The organism is Arthrobacter sp. Y3224198, from assembly GCF_059090025.1.
Map to the genome: position 1 here is coordinate 1 of NZ_JBNHFG010000031.1, position 13349 is coordinate 13349.

Sequence of the window (13349 nt, forward strand, 5' to 3'; positions counted from 1 at the left end):
GGGCACCGGTGGTGTGGTGGGTACCGGCGCTGGTGTTGGTGCCGGGGTGGCCGGCGGGGCCGGAACCGGCGGCTGTCCGGCCTGTTCCTCTGCGAGCCGTTTGGCGTCCGCCTGGCGCAGCGCCTCGGCCTTCTCCGCTGCAATTCGGGCGTTCTCCGCAGCTGCTTGTTCCGCCGCCGCCTGTTGCTGCGCGGCTTGGCGCTGGGCGTCGAGATCGGCGCGCAGCCGCTCACTCTCCGCGTTGGCCGCAGCGGCCTCCCGGTTCAGCCGCTCGGTGGCGGCCCGAGCCGCGGTGATCCGGTCCGCGGAGCCCCGGTCCATCCAGACCAGCTGCCCGTCCATGTCCCGGGTGCAGCGGTACGCGGTCTGCCCCTGCGTCCGGGCAGCGCCCTCCCTCGGACAGGGCCGGTTCATCAGTGACGTCTCCGCTGCGGCCGGCGGGAGATCGGCGGCGGTGCGGGGCGCCGGCGTCGTCGGCGGGTCCACATCCACCTGCGGACTGGGTGCGCGTTCCAAAAGCTCACCGCGGGAGGTGGGCCGGGGTTCGGGCGACGGCGGGACGGTCACCTCGGCCTGGGCCGTGGGTTGTTCCTGTTCCAGCGTGGGTGTGGCAATGGTGGCGGCTACCGCCCCGACGGCCAGCACCACACCGCTGCCGGCCAGTGCCACCTTCCGCTGGGTGTCGGTGTCCAGTCCGGCCCAGGACTGACGGTGCAAAGCGAGCGCATACAAACCGGTGAGCAGCAGCAGGAAACCCGTTACCAGGATCCAGGCAGCCAGTCCCATGGCTCCGAAGAAGGCCGCCACGGCGAGCAGCACCGCGGCGATCCCCACGACGGGCCACGCCGATCTCGGAGTCCGCCCCGGAATCTGCGGGCGGCGCTGGCGGGGCGGGCGGGGCGGCGTGGGGTCGTAGAGCATGGCGGCCTCAGTGGAGAGATTAGGCTCGTCAGCAGCGGCCGTCCCGGGCCTGCTTCACCCGTTAACGGACGTTGCCCTTGGCATCCACGCTAGGCGGGGCCAAGGGCAACCTCTAGGGGTTACGGAAACTCCGGTTATTTCTCGCAGCCGGCGCCGTCTGCTCAGGCAGACCTCCACCGCATGCGACCGTCGGATGCAATAGCGCAAACCATGGGCTTGCCTGTCTTGCTGACGCCTACGCCGCCGCTGCAGAAAGCTCCCGGAGTTACGACGGCGGGGCCTGCCGGTGCGGGCGCGGGCGCCGGAGCCGGAGCCGGTGCGGGAGCGACGTACTGCTGCTGCCGGGCCTGCTCCTCCGCGATCCGCTGGGCTTCGGCTGCGGCTGCGGCCTGCTCGTCGGCGATCCGCTGGGCTTCGGCTGCGGCGGCCTCGTCGGCAATGCGCTGCTGCTCCGCCGCAGCTGCTTCCTCCGCCGCCTTCTTGTCTGCGGCCTCCTTGTCGGCTGCTTCCTGGCGCTCGGCGAGGACCTTCTTGGAGTTTTCCTCATCCATCCAGACGAGCTTGCCCTTGTTGTCCTCGGTGCAGACAAACACCGCACCTGAGACCGCTACGGACGCACCGGCGGTTTTGGAAGCAGTGGGGGTGGGTGTGGCGGTAGCGCTGGCACTCGACGTCGGCGTGGGCGTTGCCGTCCCAGAGGTGACGGTTTCACGGGCTCCGGCCGAAACACAGGCCTTACCCGCAGCGACGGCGGCGGTGGACTTGGTGGGTTTCGGGGTTGACGTCTTGGTGGGCGTCGGGGTTGCCGATGTCCCGACAACGGGCTCCACGGTTTCTTCTGTCACAGGCAGTGTGAGGCCGGCAATGACGAAACCAGCAATGGTCACGGCGCCGCCGACGGCGACCGCACGCTTTCGCGCCACAGGCGAAGACAGCCGGGCCCAGGACGCACGGCGGAACACCAGTGCGTAGATCGAAGTAACCAGGAGGAAGAGGCCCATAAGAAGAACCCACATTCCGAAGCCGCCATCACCGGTACTCAGGGACAACACGAAGAAAAGAACGGCCAGAATCGCCACCACCCAGGTGGAACGGATCTTCTTGCGCGGTTTTTGGGCATAGGGCTTTTGGGCAAAATTGGGCGGCTGGAATGACATGGATCCCCCGGGAAAAGACAGACAGAAAGACTGCGCAAATGGAAACGCTAGGAATAGATGCGATTGCATCGATCCACAGAGTAGCACCGGACCAGGGAGGCACGCGTACTCGCTAGTAATTTCTTGAAGATGAGCGCCCGTAACCAAGTAGTTGGCCTGCCCCGGGGCTTTCCGCGCCTGGTTTTCCACCGTTCCAAGCGCCACTCTGGTCCGGCATCGCAGCAGCGCGTACGTTCCTGCTTCCACCCTCACCGGATGTCTCCCGGGAGGGACCCGGATTATCGGAGGTACCGCATGGACTGGCTGCTGATTGTGACGGTTGTGTTGGTGCTGGCGGTCGGCTTCGTAGTCGGCTGGTTCGCCAGGTGGTCCGTAGACCGCCGGGAAGAATCCCGGGCCCTGAACGAGCTGGTGACCTATCTGCACCTGAAGCAGACCCTGGCGCCCATCGAGCCGCGGCCGCTGCTGGCCGGCCCGGAGCAGCAGCGGGCACGTTCCGCGGTAGCCGACGCCCGCGAGAAGGTCATCGAATCGCTGTCCCATCTGCAGACCGGGTCCGGCGCCAACGACGTACTGATGCGCATGGCCGGAGCCTGCACCCGGTATCTGCGCGCGAGCGCCGCCGACCCGGAGCGGTACCAGTTTGAATTGATGGAGCTGCGCCGCAGTCTGGTCGAGGAGCTGCGCATCCTCTGCGACGGGCGTCGGGACCTGCGCTACCGCGGCCCGGGCGGACACGGGTCGGAGCGCGAGATGGCGGTGCGGAAAGCCGCATCGAAGAAGTAGCCGGACAGGGCGCAAAACGGCCGGGCGGCCCGGTTCTGCAGAACCCGGACCGCCCGGCCGCCGCTGTCTGGAATCAGACCTCCGTGGCGACCTTCCAGGAGGAGTGGATGGCGCCGTGGATGTAGTTGACCGCGCCGGCGTCGCCCACCACCGACACGTCCATGCCCGCTGCCCGCAGCTCGTCCGCCAAGGGGGCTGCCGACGTCGTGCCGTCCGCGTACACCACCATGTCCGCGGGAGCCGTGAAGCTCTCCCCACCCACGGTCCATTCCACGCTCTTGGGCGTGATGCGGGTGATGGAGGCGTTGCGGTGGATCTTCACGCCGTGCTTCTCGGAGTCCTTCACCGCGGTCCAGCGCCGCGGCATGGCCAGCGGCAGGCCCAGCTGCTGCTTTTCGTGCAGCAGGGTGACGCGGCGGCCGCGCTCGGCGAGGAATTCGGAGAGTTCCAGGCCCACCAGGGAGCCGCCGATCACCACCACGTCCTTGCCCATGGGCAGCCAGAACTTGGTGAACTGGCGGACGAACTCCGGGCTCTTGGTCACGCCGGAGAGCCGGCCAAGCTTGCCCAGGGTGCTCAGTACGGCGCCGGCTTCTTCGGCGGTCGCGGTGCCGAGCATCATGGCGCGCAGCGTGTCACCGGTCTGCACAATGGGCAGGTCGCCGCCCGGGAAGTCCGGCTTGGGCCGCACGGCGCCGGTGGCGACGATGACCTGGTCCGGGTGCAGGGCGCGGATGGATTCCACGGTGGCCTTGGTGTTCAGCTTCACCGCAATGTTCAGGCGCTTGATTTCGGACTTGAACCACTTCAGCAGCCGCTCGTTGTCCGGAGTGGTCATGGTGGAGAACCACATGGTGCCGCCGAGGCGGTCCGACTTGTCCACCACGGTGACGCGGTGGCCGCGTTCGGTGAGCACCCGCGCGCTTTCCAGGCCCGCGGGGCCGGCGCCGACGACGACGATGTGCTTGGTCGCGGAGGCGGGCTTCAGCGGCAGCAGCGCCTCGTTGCCCAGGGCAGGGTTGACCGCGCAGAAGGGGGTGTCATCGAAGAAGTTCTCCGCCACGCAGAGGTAGCAGTTGATGCAGGGGCGGACCTGGTCGAACTTGCCGTCGCGCAGCTTGTTCGGCAGCTCCGGATCGGCCAGCAGCTGCCGGCCCATGGCGGCGAAGTCGATCTGGCCGGCGGCCAGGGCCTTCTCGGAGACCTCCGGCAGCATCCGACCGACGGCGATGACCGGGACATTGACGGCCTGCTTGATCGCGGCGGCGTTCTCCAGGTAGGCGCCCACCTTGTTGGGCAGCGGGCCGTCGGTGAAGTTGTCGAACGGGTTCCGGCCCCAGCCGGTGACGTGGATGGCGTCCGCGCCGGCGGCTTCGAACAGCTTCGAGGCTTCGGTGGCTTCCTCGAGGGTGAGCCCGCCGTCCTGGCCGTATTCCTGTCCGGCGACGCGGACCAGGATGGCCAGCCGGTCCCCCACCCGTTCCTTCACGGCCGCGATGACCTCGCAGGCCAGCCGGGCGCGGTTGGCCAGGGAGCCGCCGTATTCGTCGGTGCGCTTGTTGTCGCGCTGGTTCAGGAAGACGCCGAGGATGTAGCCGTGCGCGGCGTGGATTTCGATGGCATCGGCGCCGGCCTTGGCGATGCGTTCGGCGGCGGCGGCCCAGGTCTTGACCAGCCAGGCGATGTCCTCGGCCGTCATCTCCTTGTAGGACGTCTGCTTGCCGGCGGTGGCGGCGCCCATCTTGCCCAGCTCTTCCCGGGTGCTGTCGGCCAGGGCGGACATGTCGTAGCTGTAGTCCGGCTGGTTGGGGGCCAGCACCGGGCGGTCGTTGGCGGTGTCGACGCGGGCCACCTTACCGTGGTGGGTGGACTGGATGCAGAGCTTGCTGCCGGCGGCGTGGACGGCATCGGCCAGCGCCTTCAGGCCCGGAATGTACTTGTCATCCGACAGACCCGGCTCCTTCATGGACGCCGCACCGTACGGGAACGCGATGGCGCAGGCACCGGTGATGATCAGGCCGGCGCCGCCCTTGGCGCGGGCCACGTAGTGGTCAATCTCGGTCTGCTCGATCTCGCCGTGCTCGGAAACGTTCATGTCCATCGCGGGCAGGACAATCCGGTTGGGTGTTTCCATCGGGCCCATGCGGCCCGGGGCCATCAGGTGGGGGAAGGTTTTGGTATTCACAGCGGTAGTTTATCGCGGATGTTTACACCGTAAACATTGGGTGGGTTGCCCCCGGTTTTTCAGCCGTTCAGCGCGAGGAAACAGCCGAAGGTCGCCAGTCCCAGGGCGGCGCCGGACAGTGCCTCGGCGCGGGTGTGCTCCCCCAGTGACACCCGGCTGAGAATCATCAGCGGTGACAGCAGCACCAGCCACGCCCACCCGGCCCCGTAGGCCGCCGTCGCCCACAACACGGCGAAGGTCAGGACCGAGACATGCGCAGACACGTTCAGCCAGCGCCGGAAGAAAACCAGGCCCAGGTTGCCCCGCAGCAGCCCGGCCGCCGTGGCCGGCACGGGTGCCGGTACCGGCAGCAGGAAGCAGACGACGACGGCGGCCAGCATCAGCGCGGCCACCAGTGAAGTTCGGCGGCTATCCGGGATGCCGCGGCGGCGGAACATCCCGTTGGTGCCCTTGTAGACGGCCCCGGGCAGCACGACGACGCGGCCAGCAGCAGGAGCACACCTCCCGGTCCCAGCCCGGCGGAGATCCCGGCGGCAATAACCAGGGCGGCCAGGACCAGGGCCGGCGGCAGGATTTTGGAGTACCAACGGGCCGCCGGAGAGCTCTTCGCGGCGGGTGGGTGTTCGGTTGTTTTCATGTCTTGTGCCTGTTCCGCCGGCTCAGGGCAGCAGCAGGGCTGCGGCAAATACCAGACATCCGGCGATGTGCCCAGCCAGGACCTGGGTGGGAGTGTGGTCGCCGAGCTTCACCCGGGACCAGCCCGTGGCCGAGGCCAGCAGCAGGGCCAGCGCCGCGCCGACCTCCGGGACCGGTGCCAGCAGGGTCAGGCCAACGTAGGCGGCGACCGCGGAATGCACCGACAGCTTCCACACCAGGTTCGCGGCCAGGCAGATCACCAAGCCCATGAACACGCCGCCGATTTCGCCGAACATTGCCGCCGGGGCGTCCAGCAGGACCAGAAGCAGTGCACCGATGCCCAGTGACGCGGCAGAGGCGGCCAGGATCGGTGCCCGCTGCGTCCGCACCCCCACGTGATGGTCGGTCACCCTGCCGCGCCGCTTCAGCACCAGGATCCCGGCAAAGGGCAGCCCCACGGTAAACAGCGCGGCGGTGACGGCCTGCAGCCAGGTCACGCCCGGGGTCAGCACCGGCTGCAGCAGCAGGAGGACGCCGACCAGGACGGTGGGCGAGGAGACTTCGGTGACGATGCGGGCCAGCCGGGTGGAGGCAATGGCGGCGGGTGGCGCGGGGTGCTGGAGGGTTTCGGGCATCCGTCGATTCTACGGAGATACAGGAGCCCGGGACGGAATCGCCCCGGGCTCCTGTTGTTCCGGACCCTTTTTTGCGGATCTACTGCACCGTGATGAACCCGGCCAGCCGGGTGTCATCCACCGAGCTGCCCACATAAATGGGCACCTGGCCGGTGGGAGTGACCCAGCCGCCGGCGGCGATGTCCCAGTACTGCAGGGACCGCGGATCCAGGTCGATGTTCACCGTGCCGGCTGCCCCGGGAGGCAGCGTGATGCTGCCGTAGCCGGCCAGCTGCCGCGCCGGCGTCGGGACGACCGTGGGCAGGTTCCCCACGTAGACCTGCACCGTCTCCTCCCCGGTCCGGGTGCCCAGATTGGTCACCTGCACAGAGACCTCGGCGGAACCGGGATCGGCTGCGGGGACCACCGGAGTGGCCAGCAGGTTCCCGTACTGGAACCGGGTGTAGGAGAGCCCGTGCCCGAACGGGAACAGCGGCGTCAGGCCCTGCGTGGTGTAGGACTTGTAGCCCACGAAGACGCCCTCCACGTACGGGACCACCGGATCCACCTCGTTGATGAGGTTGAAGGTGTTCTGCTGTCCCGCCTGCTGGGCCTGCTCTTCGGACACCGGGAAGGTGACCGGCAGCTTGCCGGACGGGTTCGCGTCCCCGAACAGCAGCGACGCCACCGCGGTGCCCTGCGCCTGCCCCGGATACCAGGTTTCCAGCACCGACGGCACGGAGTCGATCCACGGCATGGTGACCGGCCCGCTGGTGGCCAGCACCACCACGGTGTTCGGGTTCGCCGCCACCACGGCCCGGATCAGGCGGTCCTGGTCCTGCGGCAGGGTCAGCGTGCCGCGGTCGGCCGCCTCTCCGGTGTAGTCGCGGGCGACGACGACGGCCACGCTGTTGCGCGAGGCCACCTCCACCGCTTCCTGGATGGCCGGGGACAGGGCGTTCTCCGGGGCGAACCAGCCGAGGCGCATCATGGCGCCGGGCTGGTCGTTGAGGCCCCCGTTGAACTGGTTGGGCGCGTCCGTGGTGTATTCCACCCGGATCGGCACCTGCTGGCCGGCGGCCAGGTTGATGGCCGCTTCCGTCTGGTTGTACGGCGCCGCTTCCCCGGTGCTGACCAGGGTGTTGTCGATGTACAGCCGGGCGGTGCCCAGGTGCGCCATGGTCAGCGTGTAATCGCCGGTGGCCGGGGCCACCAGGGTTCCGGTCCACACCACGGACATCGGGGCGGATACCAGCGGAACCGGCAGCCCCGGCACCTGCGAGGTGTTGATGGTGTCCGCGGAAATGCCGGTGCGCAGGTTGATCTGCAGCTCCGGCCGGGCCACCTCCGTTGGTCCGGTGAAGTTGTTGATGCCGCTGCGGTATTCGGCCTGCACATTGGTCAGCACGGTGCTGGGGATCGGCGGCGCGCCGGGCAGCGTGTCCGCCAGCGACACCGGGTCGGTGCCCGCAGCGTATTCCACCGGAGCGCCACCGGCCCGGGCGGTGATCCCATCCAGGATGGTGGTCAGCCGTGCCGGGTTGGGGATGGCGCCGGACCCGCCGCCGTCGATGTACCAGTCGGCGTCGGACCCGATCACCCCGATGGAGCCGGTGGTGGAGGCCAGCGGCAGCGCGCCGTCGTTCTTCAGCAGCACCGCGGCGTTCTCGGCAATGTCCTCGGCGATCACCGCATGCGCGTCCAGCATGTTCGCCGGCACCGGCACGTCGGTGGGCTGCGGGTTGACGAAGGATCCGGGAGGCGGGTTGTCGAAGATGCCCTTGGCGAACATCGTCCGCGCCACCCGGCGCACCGCGTCGGTGACCCGCGCCTCGGAGACTTCCCCGCTCTGCACCGCCGCCAGCAGCGCCGGCCCGGAGAACTCCAGGCCCGGCCCGGCGACGTCGAGCCCCGCGGCGTAGTCCGCGAAACTGTGCGCCGCGTTGAAGTCCGAGGAGACAAAGCCGGGGAAGCCGAGCTGGGTCTTTAGGATCCGGTTCAGCAGGTCATCGTTGCCGCAGGCGAACTCGCCGTTGACCTGGTTGAAGGAGCACATGATCGCGCCCGGATCGGCGTCCCTGACCACGGTTTCCCACGGCCGGGTGTAGGTCTCCTGCAGGGTCCGCTCATCGACCTCCACGTCCACGTGTCCGCGCCGGGACTCGAAGTTGTTCAGGTTGTAGTGCTTGACCAGGGCCGAAATGCCGGCGCCCTGCTCGCCCTGGATCTGGGCGGCGGAGGTGGAGCCGCTCAGCAGCGGATCCTCCCCCAGGTCCTCCCACATCCGCCCGTTGTATGGGGTCTTGACCAGGTCCATAGTGGGCCCGGCCAGCGCGTTCCAGCCGGTGGCGCGCGCTTCCTCCCCGCCCACGGCACCGTAGGCCCGGGCGTAGGTGTCGCTGAAGGTGGAGGCCAGGCCGACGCCGACCGGCAGCGCGGTGGTCACGGTGTCCTCCAGCGCCAGGCCGCAGCAGCCGTCCTTGCTGCGGATGGCCGGCAGGCCGAGCTCCGGTACGCCGGGGCCGCCGCTCTGGATGAGGTAGTTCACCTTCTGTTCCAGGGTCATGGCGTTGGCGACCAGCAGGGCCCGCAGGTCCGGGGACAGTGCGGTGTTCCGCCAGGGCTGGTCCGCTTCGTCCTGCAGGGGGCCGGGGGCGTCCTGGCTGATGGCCGGGTTTTGGTTGTTGGCCGGGTCTGCGCCCGGCAGTTCCTGCGCGCTGGCGGCCGGTAGGAAGGAGGTGACGGCGAGCAGGGTCCCGGCCAGCAGGGCAACCGCTCGTCTTGTGGTTCGTCTTGTTGTTCGTCCGGGGGTTCGTGTCGGGTTGGTTGGGGATGGGGCGGTATGACGGCGGGGCGGCCCGCCGGTGCTGCGGTTTTCTTCCATGGTGGTTCCCTCATACGGGCCGCGTTCACCCCCTGGGCGCGGCGGCTACCGCTGGATATCCGCTGCCGCGTGGCGGCGGCGGAGGGCACGGCGGGGCACCTGCGTCTCCCCCGATGTGGCGGCCCCGGCCGCTAACCTGCCGGACCCGGTGATGCTGGGGCGGCGAGTGATGGGGGAACGCTATGGACGCGTTCGGACGGGGTCAACCGAGATGCGCGGGGTTGGGGGCGGGGCGGGGAGATTGGCGTTGCCGTCGCGGATTGATTCAGGCTGTGGGCGGACATTCTCCGCGGGCGGGACCAATAATTGGGTATGGCTGAACACGGCGTACGGCTCCGGGCAGTGAAGGCTTTTCACACGTTTCTTTGGTTCACCATTGAGGTCTGCATGCTCTATGTTCTGTACGCCGGGATCCGGAAGCGGTCGGACCGGAGGGCCGGGATCGCGGCCGGTGTGGTCGTTGCAGAGATTCTGGTTTTCGCCGGCAACGGGTTCCACTGCCCGCTGACGGCGGTGGCACGTGACCTTGGCGATGCCACCGGGTCCGTCACCGACATCTATCTCCCGCGGTGGCTGGCTCGAAACCTTCCTGCCATCCACGTCCCGCTCATCATTGCTGCGGTGGTCCTGCACTGGCGGAACCTCTCGGCCCGGGGGCTGAGGTGAGAATCTCAGCCGATTTGCCTGCCGGTGCAGCCGTGGATCCGTCTGCTGGGAAACACCAGTAAGGTGTCCGCGCCTCCCCGGCACTGTCGCCGTCGTCGTCGTTACCGCTGCTTACTTGAGCGGGTCCCGGATGATCGTACAGGTCATACAGTGCCCGCCGCCGCGCCCGCGGCCCAGCTCGGCGCCGATGATCGGGATGACTTCGACGCCGGCGTCGCGGCGGTCGCGGTGGTCGCGGATCTCCAGACGTCTGGCAAGAAGACAGGGAGTTCGACGACGTCGACGTCGACGCTGGCGTGGGAGCCTGGGCGCCCTCATGCTGAACACCATGCCCGCGGGTCCGCTAGCTCAGAGCTCTATCCAGCCCCGGGCCAGGGCGAGCACGGCTGCGACCGCTCCGGCCAATGTCATAAGGAAAAGGAGAAGCTCCCCTCCCCGGAAGACGCGCAGCCCTTGTTCACGGCGCGCGATCACAAACAGAACGGTGGCGGGGGCGTAGAAGATCATCGAAAGCAGCACCAGGGGCAGCCCGGCGGCGTAGACCAGGAACACCGAGTAAATGGTGGCAGTGACGGCAATGGCCAGGTCGCCCCGCCGGGTGCGGCTCGGTGCTCCTTCATACGTTTCGCCGCTCCAGCCGAGCTTCAAAGCGTAGAGGGCCGCGAAAAGGAGGGAAAACAACGTCAGGACCGCGGTCATGTCCAGTGCGAAGTCGAAGGCGTCCTCGGAGAAGTAGGTTATGACCATGACCAGCTGGCTGAGCAGTGTGCTCAGCAGCAGCGCGTTGACCGGGACATCGTCCGCACTGACCCGGGACAGGAACCGCGGCATGTCCTTCTCCATGGCGGCTATGTACACAACCTCCGCTGCCATCAGGCTCCAGGCCAGGTAAGCCCCCATCACAGAAATGATCAGGCCTGCGCTGACGAACACCAGCCCCCAGGTCCCTACCCCCGCTTCCAGGACACCCGCCATGGACGGCTGGCGCAGCTCGGCGAGCTGTTCCATCGGCAGGACCCCGTAGGAAACGATCGTGACGGAGGCAAAGATGGCAAAGACGCTCAGGAAGCCGAGGATGGTCGCCCTGCCAACGTCCTCCCGCCGTCGGGCATGGCGCGAATACACGCTGGCACCTTCAACACCCAGGAACACGAACACCGTAACCAGCATCGTGTTGCTGACCTGCTCGAACAGCGGCCCCGTATAGTCCGCCCCGCTAAGGTTTCCCGCGAAGACGCCGGGGTCGAACAGAAAGACGGCAAACAGTACAAAGACCAGGATGGGAACCACCTTGGCGATCGTGACTATCCGGTTAATGGCTGTGGCTTCCCTGATGCCACGCCTAATCAGGAAGAAGAATCCCCACAGCCCGGCCGAGGACAGCACGACGGCGAGGAGGGTGTCCCCTGCGCCCAGCTGTGGAAACAGCGCTCCCAGCGTGGACATGGTGAGCACCCAGTAGGTGACGTTTCCAACACAGGCACTGGCCCAGTAACCCGCTGCGGAGAAGAACCCCACGTAATTTCCGAAGCCGGCCTTGGCGTAGGCGAAGACTCCTGCATCAAGCCCTGGTTTGCGCATGGACAGCCGCTGGAACACGAAAGCCAGCATCAGCATGCCGGAACCCGCAATCAGCCAGGCGACCAGCGCACCCCACACCCCTGTTTCCTCGGCGAAGCGCTGGGGCAGGGAAAACACCCCGGCCCCGACCATGGACCCGATCACCACCGTGGTGAGGGTCAGCAGGGAAAGTTTGGCCGCTGGGGCTTTGTCCCCCGAAGCAGGCGCATTAGACACGGTTCTTTTCCAATCGGATGTAGCGGTCACTGAGGCAACACCGCTTAGACATCTGTGGAGAAACCGACCGCTTCCTGCGGGGAACTCCTCCGTCAGCGGCTCACCACAATCCTCTCAGAGGGAGACGGCGGGCTCCGAATCGGCGGCCGGCACCCGCATCCGGCACGCCGTCGTCGTCGTTACTCGATCCCGTCCCGGATGATCGGGCAGGTCATGCAGTGTCCGCCGCCACGGCCGCGGCCGAGCTCGGCGCCGACGATCGGGATGACCTCGACGCCGGCGTTGCGCAGCGCGGCATTGGTCTGGGTGTTGCGGTCGTAGGTGAACACCACGCCCGGTTCCAGGGCGACGGCGTTGTTCGCGCTGTCCCACTGCTGGCGTTCGGTGGCGTGGTAGTCCCCGGCGGTCTCCACCAGGCGCAGCTGCTTGTAACCCATGGCCTCGGCGACCACGTCCACGAAGCGGCGGTCCCGGTGGTCGCGGACCTCCAGACCGGGGGCCTTGTCCGAGGGGTGGATGGTGAAGGGGTGGATGCCGTCCACGATGGCCGGGTGGATGGTGGCCAGGTCCCGGTCCGCGAAGGTGAACACGGTGTCCAGGTGCATCGCGGCGCGCAGCTTCGGCATCCCGGCAACGACAATCCGCTCCGCGGCCTCGTCCTGGAACAGGGCCTGCGCGAGCTGGGTGACGGCCTGCCGGGAAGTCCGCTCCCCCATGCCCAGCAGCACGGTGCCGTTGCCCACCGGCATCACGTCGCCGCCCTCCAGGTAGGCCTGGCTCCAGTCCTTTTCCGCGTCGCCCCACCAGATCTTCGCGCCAACGTAGTCCGGGTGGAACCTATAGATGGCCTGCATCAGCAGGGTCTCGTCGTGCCGGGCCGGCCAGTACAGCGGGTTCAGGGTGAGCCCGGAGCCGATCCAGCAGGTGGTGTCCCGGGTGTAGAGGGTGTTGGGCAGCGGCGGCAGCAGGTACTCGGGCCGGCCGGTGGATTCCCGGACCAGAGCGATATAGCTGCCGAGGTAGTCATCGGGAACATCCGACGTCGTCAGCCCGCCGATGAGGAAGCGCGCCAGCTCCGCGCCGGTGAGCGAATCCAGGAACGCCCTGGTGCCGGCGACCAGCCCGAGGCCGACCCGGTTGGCGATAATCTTGCGGTCCAGCAGCCAGGCCCTTGCCTCGGGGATGTCCATGGTGGAGCCGAGCAGGTCGTGCAGTTCGACGACGTCGACGCCATGGTCGGTCATTTTGGTGACGAAGTCGGCGTGGTCGCGCTGGGCGTTCTCCACCCACATCACGTCGTCGAAGAGCAGGTCTTCCCGGTTGGTGGGGGTGAGTCGTTCGTGCGCCAGGCCCGGGGCGCAGACCAGGACCTTGCGCAGTTTGCCGACCTCGGAGTGGACGCCGTAGGTGGCGGCGGGTCCTTGTGCGGCGGGGGCGGGGGAAGGCATGGGTGACTCCTTTATCAGCAGGCTTAGAAGCATCCTTGCAGACGGAGGTGTGGGGGCCGAATTCGGCGAACGTTGATCCCGTACTGCCGGCTCGTTACGTCTGGCCACCGCCCCACCGATGCGGGCGCTACCCGGCAGGAACGTAAGGATGCGAATCCTGCGACGTACTGGCTCCTGATTCAGTGGTACTGGGCGGACGTTCGGGCTCCCATGTATCAATCACTGGTCCAGCGGCGACCGAAGGCATATGAGGTT

11 protein-coding genes are annotated in these 13349 nt (G+C 67.8%); 2 read left to right on the forward strand and 9 right to left on the reverse strand.

Annotated elements, in window-relative coordinates; genetic code table 11:
- A partial coding sequence (locus AC5RUF_RS13630) for a hypothetical protein (protein WP_494130931.1) occupies nt 1-921 on the reverse strand: 921 nt, incomplete at its 3' end.
- A gap of 161 nt (nt 922-1082) precedes the next feature.
- A complete protein-coding gene (locus AC5RUF_RS13635) occupies nt 1083-2078 on the reverse strand; it encodes a hypothetical protein (protein ID WP_494130932.1) in 996 nt (331 codons plus the stop codon).
- 294 nt (nt 2079-2372) lie between these two features.
- Between AC5RUF_RS13635 and AC5RUF_RS13640 the strand changes: the two genes are divergently transcribed.
- On the forward strand, nt 2373-2864 hold the full coding sequence (locus AC5RUF_RS13640) for a hypothetical protein (RefSeq protein WP_494130933.1): 492 nt from the start codon (nt 2373-2375) through the stop codon (nt 2862-2864).
- Between the two features lie 73 nt (nt 2865-2937).
- Here the strand turns inward: AC5RUF_RS13640 and AC5RUF_RS13645 are convergent, their stop codons facing one another.
- The 4 genes from AC5RUF_RS13645 to AC5RUF_RS13660 form a co-directional block, all read right to left on the reverse strand.
- The gene (locus AC5RUF_RS13645) at nt 2938-5049 is read right to left on the reverse strand and encodes an FAD-dependent oxidoreductase (RefSeq protein WP_494130934.1); all 2112 of its coding nucleotides are present in this window, start codon (nt 5047-5049) and stop codon (nt 2938-2940) included.
- Nucleotides 5050-5108: 59 nt separating this feature from the next.
- Complete coding sequence (locus AC5RUF_RS13650) at nt 5109-5522, reverse strand: hypothetical protein (RefSeq protein WP_494130935.1); 414 nt, start codon at nt 5520-5522, stop codon at nt 5109-5111.
- Between the two features lie 186 nt (nt 5523-5708).
- A complete protein-coding gene (locus AC5RUF_RS13655) occupies nt 5709-6320 on the reverse strand; it encodes a phosphatase PAP2 family protein (RefSeq protein ID WP_494130936.1) in 612 nt (203 codons plus the stop codon).
- Between the two features lie 79 nt (nt 6321-6399).
- The gene (locus AC5RUF_RS13660; RefSeq protein ID WP_494130937.1) at nt 6400-9183 is read right to left on the reverse strand and encodes a beta-glucosidase; all 2784 of its coding nucleotides are present in this window, start codon (nt 9181-9183) and stop codon (nt 6400-6402) included.
- Between the two features lie 387 nt (nt 9184-9570).
- Here AC5RUF_RS13660 and AC5RUF_RS13665 point away from each other — a divergent pair, with 387 nt between their 5' ends.
- Entirely contained in the window at nt 9571-9849 is a 279-nt protein-coding gene (locus AC5RUF_RS13665) for a hypothetical protein (RefSeq protein WP_494130938.1), read from the forward strand.
- A 111-nt stretch (nt 9850-9960) separates the two neighbouring features.
- On the opposite strand, the gene AC5RUF_RS13670 is transcribed toward AC5RUF_RS13665, so the two are convergent.
- The 3 genes from AC5RUF_RS13670 to AC5RUF_RS13680 all read right to left on the reverse strand — a co-directional run bounded on the left by AC5RUF_RS13670 (nt 9961) and on the right by AC5RUF_RS13680 (nt 13094).
- On the reverse strand, nt 9961-10179 hold the full coding sequence (locus AC5RUF_RS13670) for an arginine deiminase family protein (RefSeq protein WP_494130939.1): 219 nt from the start codon (nt 10177-10179) through the stop codon (nt 9961-9963).
- 18 nt (nt 10180-10197) lie between these two features.
- Entirely contained in the window at nt 10198-11646 is a 1449-nt protein-coding gene (locus AC5RUF_RS13675; protein WP_494130940.1) for a basic amino acid/polyamine antiporter, read from the reverse strand.
- Nucleotides 11647-11825: 179 nt separating this feature from the next.
- Nucleotides 11826-13094: an arginine deiminase gene (locus tag AC5RUF_RS13680; protein WP_494130941.1), complete on the reverse strand. Its 1269-nt coding sequence runs from the start codon at nt 13092-13094 to the stop codon at nt 11826-11828.
- Nucleotides 13095-13349: the final 255 nt, after the last annotated feature.

Bases quoted from the DNA above. Each gene is read 5' to 3' on its own strand.
- AC5RUF_RS13635 (WP_494130932.1), bottom strand. From the start codon at position 2,078: ATGTCATTCCAGCCGCCCAATTTTGCCCAAAAGCCCTATGCCCAAAAA.
- AC5RUF_RS13680 (WP_494130941.1), bottom strand. From the start codon at position 13,094: ATGCCTTCCCCCGCCCCCGCCGCACAAGGACCCGCCGCCACCTACGGC.
- AC5RUF_RS13670 (WP_494130939.1), bottom strand. From the start codon at position 10,179: ATGGTGTTCAGCATGAGGGCGCCCAGGCTCCCACGCCAGCGTCGACGT.
- AC5RUF_RS13665 (WP_494130938.1), top strand. From the start codon at position 9,571: ATGCTCTATGTTCTGTACGCCGGGATCCGGAAGCGGTCGGACCGGAGG.
- AC5RUF_RS13655 (WP_494130936.1), bottom strand. From the start codon at position 6,320: ATGCCCGAAACCCTCCAGCACCCCGCGCCACCCGCCGCCATTGCCTCC.
- AC5RUF_RS13660 (WP_494130937.1), bottom strand. From the start codon at position 9,183: ATGGAAGAAAACCGCAGCACCGGCGGGCCGCCCCGCCGTCATACCGCC.
- AC5RUF_RS13640 (WP_494130933.1), top strand. From the start codon at position 2,373: ATGGACTGGCTGCTGATTGTGACGGTTGTGTTGGTGCTGGCGGTCGGC.